This window comes from bacterium, from assembly GCA_040755795.1.
GTDB lineage: Bacteria > UBA9089 > CG2-30-40-21 > CG2-30-40-21 > SBAY01 > JBFLXS01.
In genome coordinates, this window is record JBFLXS010000249.1 from 1 (window position 1) to 5,921 (window position 5,921).

General features: G+C 36.0%; 6 protein-coding genes. 4 read left to right on the plus strand and 2 right to left on the minus strand.

Annotated elements, in window-relative coordinates; genetic code table 11:
* Window positions 1-180 precede the first annotated feature (180 nt).
* A complete protein-coding gene (ilvD, locus tag AB1414_13900; GenBank protein MEW6608515.1) occupies window positions 181-1,842 on the plus strand; it encodes a dihydroxy-acid dehydratase in 1,662 nt (553 codons plus the stop codon).
* A gap of 482 nt (window positions 1,843-2,324) precedes the next feature.
* On the opposite strand, the gene AB1414_13905 is transcribed toward ilvD, so the two are convergent.
* Together AB1414_13905 and AB1414_13910 are read right to left on the minus strand one after the other, a co-directional pair.
* Window positions 2,325-2,885, minus strand: coding sequence for a shikimate kinase (locus AB1414_13905; GenBank protein ID MEW6608516.1), 561 nt, complete (start codon window positions 2,883-2,885; stop codon window positions 2,325-2,327).
* A 2-nt stretch (window positions 2,886-2,887) separates the two neighbouring features.
* A complete protein-coding gene (locus tag AB1414_13910) occupies window positions 2,888-3,328 on the minus strand; it encodes an NUDIX hydrolase (GenBank protein ID MEW6608517.1) in 441 nt (146 codons plus the stop codon).
* Window positions 3,329-3,405: 77 nt separating this feature from the next.
* Here AB1414_13910 and rsmD point away from each other — a divergent pair, with 77 nt between their 5' ends.
* From rsmD to AB1414_13925, 3 genes are all read left to right on the plus strand, one after another.
* The gene (rsmD, locus tag AB1414_13915) at window positions 3,406-3,987 is read left to right on the plus strand and encodes a 16S rRNA (guanine(966)-N(2))-methyltransferase RsmD (protein MEW6608518.1); all 582 of its coding nucleotides are present in this window, start codon (window positions 3,406-3,408) and stop codon (window positions 3,985-3,987) included.
* A complete protein-coding gene (locus tag AB1414_13920) occupies window positions 3,984-5,414 on the plus strand; it encodes a DNA methyltransferase (protein ID MEW6608519.1) in 1,431 nt (476 codons plus the stop codon). The genes rsmD and AB1414_13920 overlap by 4 nt, the downstream gene beginning before the upstream one ends.
* Window positions 5,365-5,921: CfrBI family restriction endonuclease (locus tag AB1414_13925; GenBank protein MEW6608520.1), on the plus strand; the 557-nt coding region annotated here is incomplete at its 3' end. The genes AB1414_13920 and AB1414_13925, both read left to right, overlap by 50 nt.

Consider the following 5,921-nt stretch of genomic DNA (forward strand, 5'->3'; position numbering starts at 1 on the left):
TCAATCCATTTGGGATATATCTGAAGAAGTGAGTAGGATGCTTATAGGTTTAATCAAATCAATTAAGAGTAAAATAGTATGAAGTATTTTCCCCTCTTCCTACTTCCTACTTTCCTACTTCCTACTTGCTTGGTATGCTGAATAGTTATTCTTTAAGAAGAAAAAGGAGGAAAAATATTTATGAGGTCGGATGTAATGAAAAAAGGTTTTGAAAGAGCACCTCATCGCTCACTATTTAAGGCTATGGGCTACACAGATGAGGAGATTCAACGCCCAATAATTGGTATTGCTAACTCGGCTAATGAGCTTATACCAGGGCATATCCATTTAAACGAGATTGTCGAGGCGGTAAAAGCGGGCGTCCGATTAGCCGGTGGCACACCAATGGAATTCTCTACAATTGGTATCTGTGATGGTATTGCGATGGGACATAAAGGAATGAAATATTCTTTAGCCTCACGGGAATTGATTGCTGATTCTGTTGAGGCAATGGGAATGGCATATCCTTTTGATGCCCTGGTTGTAGTCCCAAATTGTGATAAGATTATACCAGGAATGCTTATGGCAATGTTACGATTGAATATTCCGGCAATTTTAATCAGTGGTGGACCAATGTTAACCGGTTATTTTCAAGGTAAAATACTTGATTTGATTACTGTTTTTGAAAATGTGGGTGCCTATGCTGGTGGAAAAATTACAGAAGAATACTTAAAACAAATAGAAGAGGAAGCTTGCCCTGGATGTGGTTCTTGTGCGGGAATGTTCACGGCTAATTCTATGAATTGCCTCAGTGAGGCATTAGGATTAAGTTTGCCAGGTAATGGAACTATTCTGGCGGCATCGGCTAAACGAAAAAGATTGGCAAAGATTGCTGGTATGAAGATAATGGAATTGCTTGAAAAAAATATCCTGCCACGAGATATTGCCACCCAGGAGGCATTTAGAAATGTAATTGCCGTAGAAATGGCACTGGGTAGTTCGACTAATACTGTTTTACATCTTCCTGCGATTGCTCGTGAGACAAATATAAAGATTGATTTGAATTTGTTTAACGAAATAAGCAGTTGCACCCCAAATCTATGTAAAATCTCTCCAGCAGGCATACATCACCTTGAGGATTTAGATAAAGCTGGTGGCGTGCCTGCGGTAATGTCAGAATTAAATAAAAAAGGGTTAATTAATACCAAATTGCTGACCGCTACGGGTAAATCAGTTATGGATAATATCAAAAATGCTAAAAATTTGAATGAAGATGTTATCCGACCAATTGACAGACCTTATTCAAAGGATGGTGGTATTGCCATTTTATTTGGTAACCTTGCTCCAGAAGGGGCGGTGGTGAAACAATCAGCTGTTGCTCAAGAGATGCTTGTCCATCGGGGACCAGCAAAGGTATTTGATTCTGAAGAAGCTGGAATGAAGGCAATCTTGAACAAGGAAATAGAAAAAGGGCAGGTTGTGGTTATCCGATATGAAGGGCCTAAAGGTGGTCCCGGGATGCGCGAGATGCTTGGTCCTACATCGGCTATTGCAGGTGTAGGTCTGGATAAAGATGTCGCTTTACTAACAGATGGTAGATTCTCTGGTGGAACTCGAGGAGCGGCTATCGGCCATATCTCACCAGAGGCACAAGAAGGAGGCACAATGGCTATCATCAAAGACGGCGATATGATAAGCATAGATATTCCTAATAAACGATTAAATATAGAACTATCCGAGGAGGAGATAAAGAAAAGGTTTAAAGATTGGCAGATACCAGAATATAAGATAAAAGAAGGCTACCTGTATCGCTATGCCCAGCAGGTTACCTCAGCCTCTACCGGCGCTGTATTTAAAAACTGATGGAAACTTGCAGGGTTCTCTCATAGCGGCTAGTGTTGTGGTGAACAAATAACGCACGGAATTTGATTCTGGTAACTGGTGATTGGTAACTGGTAATTAAATACCGTTCGGCTGAGCTCATGACGAAACTATTTGACCTGTGCGGTTAGAAATTACAAGCAAATTTCTTCAAACCTGAAAGGTTTGACTTTTACATAACCGTAGATAAAATCTACGGAAAGAAGAAAAGATCCTGCTTACTACTCAACCCTGAAAGGGTTGAATTCTAACTATGGATTACATTCGACCCTTTCAGGGTCGAGTTTTGCGGGCGTTTATTTCCGTAGATTGCATCTACGGTTATTTAAAATTCGACGCTTTCAGCGTCAATAACCTAAAACCTAACCACACAGGACGAAACTATTTAACCAGTTACCAGTTACCAGTTACCAATTACCAGTTACCAGTTACCAGTTACCAGTTACCAATTATCCGTTTGCAGGTTACGAAACCTGATGATACTCCGGGCAAAACTTACTCAACACCACACCAGGGCAAAGTTTCAGATACCGGGTAATTCTTAAGACTACCTCTTCAACCGTTAAATCTGATGTATCCACAATAAAATCTGCGGCGGCGGTATAATAAGGTGTGCGAAAGGAGAGCAATCCTTTTATCTTTTCAAGCGGGTTAGGGCAATTTAATAAGGGGCGATGAGAAGCATCTTTAGTGCGTTCATAGACCTTTTCAGGAGTTACCTTGAGCCAGATTACTATCCCGGCTCGATGTAAATTTTCTACATTTTCATCCCTTAATATTACCCCACCACCAGTAGAAATAACACTATTCTTAAGGCTCTCACAGGCTTTTTTAACTATTTCTTTTTCTAATTCTCGGAAATAATCTTCTCCAAATTTAGCAAATATTTCATTTATAGCCATTTGTGCCTCTTCTTCAATCCAATCATCGAGGTCGATAAAATCCATATTTAATTTTGAGGATAGTTGTTTGCCTACCGCAGTCTTACCACTTCCCATAAAACCTGATAAGATAATATTATTCATTCTTACTCCCACCGATTACCAAGGTAACCTAAAGGTTTTCGCTTTTGTAACCATTCCCTTAATTCTTCTTTCACCATTGGATAAAAGGTCAATTTGTCTAATTGACTCACCGGGATAAATTCTATTTGTTGAAGGATTTCTTCGTTGCCAATTTTTAACTCGCCGCCAATCATTTCCCCTTCAAAGAAGATATTGATGATGTGTCTCTTGGAGTCAATATCGGGTGAGATAGCATCGCTTATAAAAAGCAAATCTCCTACCTTAACTTTAATATTTGCCTCTTCCAACATCTCTCGCTGGATTGCTTCTATCAATGTTTCGCCAAAATTTACCCTTCCACCAGGCAAAAGCCAATATTTTCTACCTTTCTTTTGATGTTGAACTAACAAAATTTTATCCTCTTTAAGGACGACGAGGGCAACACGAACATCTGGTTTTTCCATCTTTTAATCTGATTATACGCCAAAACAGGGTGAAAGTCAAGATTTTTGTTGACAATAAATATTTTTTTAAGTAAAATATGAAAGTGAGAATTATTGCCGGTAAGGCTAAAGGTAGAATTGTTAAGGCGAAAAATAGATATGCAACCAGACCTACATTAAGTCGGGTAAAGGCGTCGTTATTTGATACTCTGGGCAATAAAGTAAATCAAGCCTGTTTCCTTGACCTCTATTCAGGCACAGGAAATATTGGATTAGAGGCGTTAAGCCGTGGTGCAAAAAAAGTAGTCTTCGTCGAAAATAATGCCTCGCAGGTAAAAATCATCAAACAAAATATCTTATCCTTGGATTTTTCAGAAAAACAAACTTTTGTTTATAAAACAGAAGTGCTCAAGGCTATAAAATTTTTATCACAAAAAAAAGAGTGTTTTGATATTGTCTATTTAGCACCACCTTTTTTAAAAAATTTTTGTTTTCCAACACTTGTTGCTCTATCGGAAAATAAAATCCTCAATACAAATGGAATAATAGGAATAGAACATCATAAAAAGGAGATTTTACCAGAGATAATCAAATCCTTAAGATTGATAAAGCAAAAGCGATATGGGGACATTACGATTTCATTTTATGCCGAGAATTTACCGCTGGAGATTAGAAAATGATGCTAACAAAAGAATACATTAATGAATTAAAGACAGCAGGCAATGGGGCATTATCTGAAGTTATAGAGAAATTAAAAGATGCCAGTAGTATAATTTTCTTACTGGAAAATTTAGGTCATTTACCAAAAGGGTTTGATGGAAACCTTTTAATTCCTCTTTTAAACTTCAAAAACTCACAGGTAAAATTTTGGACAGTGAAAAATCTTGGGAAACTTGAAGATGTAAGATGTTTAGAAATATTGTCAAAAATTGCCAGAGAGGATAATGATTCAATGGTCAGGAGAGAAGCAATATCTTCTATTGGCAGAATGCGAAATCCACAAAATAAATCAGTATTAATTGAGTTTTTAAATGATTCCGACCCCAAAGTCGTATTGCAAGCGATGCGTGGATTACTTGTCTATAAAAATACGGATAAAACAGTTGATAATAGTCTCAAAAAGTTAATTAACCATCCGAATGAAATGATTCAAACAGTAATTCATAAAGAATACTTTTCAAATAATCTGAATAAAATAACGCAACCCCATGCCCAGACCTATAATTTTCTTAAAAATGTTGTGGTTAATACTGATGTCAGAGAAGTTCTAAAATTTGTTCCAGATGAATCAATACATCTAACTTTTACATCACCACCTTATTATAACGCAAGGGATTATTCTATTTACCAGAGTTATAAAGAATATTTAGATTTTTTAGTAGAGATTTTCAAAGATGTTCATAGAGTAACTAAAGAGGGACGATTTTTCATTTTAAATACCTCTCCAATTATTATTCCAAGAATAAGTCGGCAACATTCCAGCAAAAGGTATCCTATTCCTTTTGATATACATCATTATTTGATTGATATGGGGTGGGAATTTATAGATGATATTGTGTGGTTAAAATCAGAATCAAGCGTTAAAAATCGTAATGCAGGGTTTTTACAACATCGAAAACCACTTGGATATAAACCAAATCCCGTGACAGAATACTTGATGGTATATCGAAAAGAAACAGATAAACTCCTGGATTGGAATATCCATCAATATAATTGGAATATTGTTAAAGAAAGCAAGGTGATTGAAGACTATGAAACATCAAATGTTTGGAAAATCGACCCAACATTCAATAAGGTACATTCCGCCGTTTTCCCAGTTGAATTGTGTAATAGAGTCATTAAATTTTATTCTTTTAAAGGCGATTTAGTTTTTGACCCTTTTGCTGGAAGTGGGACTTTAGGAAGAGCCGCAAAAAGTTTAGAGAGATACTTTTTTTTGACTGAACAAGATAAGAGATATTTTGAAGAAATCAAAAATAATTTAAGTAATATGTCTCTTTTTGCTAATAAAGAACCCTTATTTCTTTCATTAGAACAATTTAAGGAGGTATCTAAAAATGACACTGCCAGAATCAGTAGCAAAGAATATTATCCAAAAACTTATTAAAGGTCAGGATTATAGAATTGAAATAGTAACCTTAATTAACGCAGAATTTTTGCAATTTGCGATTGATTTTTTTAAGAGAATCGTTGATGCAAAACTTAAAAGTAAAAACATAACAGTTGATTGGTATAAAAAAGAATTTCTTAATCCAGAATTATCCGCAAGAGATATAGCGATAAATTCAGGACTTAATAAAAAGACAATCCATAATATGTTTAACTCTTCAACGAAGGAAATTGTGATTGATGCTTCAAATGAACACTATGACACTCTTTATGAAACTATCAAGAATTTAGTAGATACAGAACCAGAACTTGATATTACACTAACAATTAAATTTAAGGGAGTAAGTGTTGATTTAAATGTCAGCGAAAGTTTAATCATAATAAATACTCTCGCAGTAAAACGAGCAGAGTTAAGAGGTGGATTGTGGAGCACTGGTGGAAAAAGGGTAGAAAAACCGTTAATGCAAACCCTGTGCAAATTATATGGAGTGCCTGATAAAAATTA

What these genes read in the sequence shown, in the direction of transcription:
- AB1414_13910 (MEW6608517.1), bottom strand. Translation starts at nt 3,328, where the DNA reads ATGGAAAAACCAGATGTTCGTGTTGCCCTCGTCGTCCTTAAAGAGGAT.
- AB1414_13920 (MEW6608519.1), top strand. Translation starts at nt 3,984, where the DNA reads ATGATGCTAACAAAAGAATACATTAATGAATTAAAGACAGCAGGCAAT.
- ilvD (MEW6608515.1), top strand. Translation starts at nt 181, where the DNA reads ATGAGGTCGGATGTAATGAAAAAAGGTTTTGAAAGAGCACCTCATCGC.
- AB1414_13905 (MEW6608516.1), bottom strand. Translation starts at nt 2,885, where the DNA reads ATGAATAATATTATCTTATCAGGTTTTATGGGAAGTGGTAAGACTGCG.
- rsmD (MEW6608518.1), top strand. Translation starts at nt 3,406, where the DNA reads ATGAAAGTGAGAATTATTGCCGGTAAGGCTAAAGGTAGAATTGTTAAG.